A 1,350-nucleotide genomic window follows, 5' to 3' on the forward strand; every position below is an offset into this window, starting at 1 on the left:
CAGGCTGTTGAAATTCGGAACGGTGTAAACGGGCCCTGAGGGTGGTGCGTTAGAGATATCGTGTTCATGATCTTGGGCAGACGAGAGCGATGCGCGGAATGGACGAGATGCAAGAGCCGCTGTTCACGACGGTGAAGCTGGAAGACTTCGTGCCGGCCGATCACCCGTTGCGGCCGCTTCGGCTGCTGGTCAATCAAGCTCTGAAGCGACTCAATGGGCTGTTTGGCACGATCTACGCGGACAGCGGCCGAGCATCGATTGCGCCCGAGAAACTGCTGCGTGCGCTGCTGTTGCAAGTGTTTTACTCGGTGCGCAGCGAGCGCATGCTGATGGAACAGATGCGCTACAACCTGCTGTTCCGCTGGTTCGTCGGCCTCGCGATCGAAGATGCCGTCTGGGATCACTCGGTGTTCTCGAAGAACCGCGATCGTCTGCTCGAGCATGAAGTGGTCGAAGCGTTCTTTACCGAAGTCATGAGCCTGGCCGACAAGCAAGGGCTGCTGTCCAGAGAACACTTTTCGGTCGATGGCACGCTGATTCAGGCGTGGGCCAGCCACAAGAGCTTCCGGCCCAAGGATGGCTCGGACGATCCGCCGGCCGGCGGTGGCCGCAATGTCGACACCGACTGGAAGGGCAAGCGGCGCAGCAACGAGACTCACGAGTCGAGCACCGATTCGGACGCGCGGCTGTTTAGGAAGAGCAAAGGCACGCCGTCCATCCTGTGTTACCAGGGGCACATCCTGATGGAGAACCGATCGGGCTTGGTGGTCGGCGCTGTGGTCAGTCACGCGGACGGTTTCGGCGAACGCGCAAGCGCGTTGCGCCTGCTCGATTGCGTGCCGGGCCGTCACGCCAAGACGCTCGGCGCCGACAAGGGCTATGACATGCGCGACTTTGTGCGGGACTGTCGCGCGCGCAAGGTGACGCCGCATGTCGCGCGCAACGACGCGCATCAAGGCGGCAGCGCGATCGACGGACGGACGTCGCGGCACGTCGGTTATGGCATCAGCCAGGTGATTCGCAAACGCATCGAGGAGCACTTCGGCTGGGGCAAGACCGTCGGCAGGATTCGACAGACTGCGTATCGCGGCATCAAACGAGTCGACCAGCACTTCAAGCTGACGATGCTGGCGAGCAACCTGACTCGAATGGCCCGAATACTGACGGCGGTGCCACAAGAGGTAATGCGATGAGCAGGCTAAGCGCGGCCGTCGCGCGGCAACGCGCCGGCTGGCCTGCTCGCCAGCGGGGCAGGTGCGACGATTTATCCGCAACTCGGCAGCCAATCGCATACGAAACCCTTTTAAACAGTGCCCCGGCCGTCAAAACGAGGCGCTTTTCAACAGCCTG

At 61.8% G+C, this 1,350-nt stretch carries 1 protein-coding gene; it reads left to right on the forward strand.

Annotated features, from left to right (window positions below; translation table 11 throughout):
* The first annotated feature begins 98 nt into the window (after nucleotides 1–98).
* Nucleotides 99–1,193 (forward strand): IS5 family transposase, encoded by a 1,095-nt coding sequence (locus BST28156_RS34495; protein WP_174904580.1) that lies wholly within the window; start codon nucleotides 99–101, stop codon nucleotides 1,191–1,193.
* Nucleotides 1,194–1,350: the final 157 nt, after the last annotated feature.

This window comes from Burkholderia pseudomultivorans (assembly GCF_902499075.1).
Lineage (GTDB): Bacteria > Pseudomonadota > Gammaproteobacteria > Burkholderiales > Burkholderiaceae > Burkholderia > Burkholderia pseudomultivorans.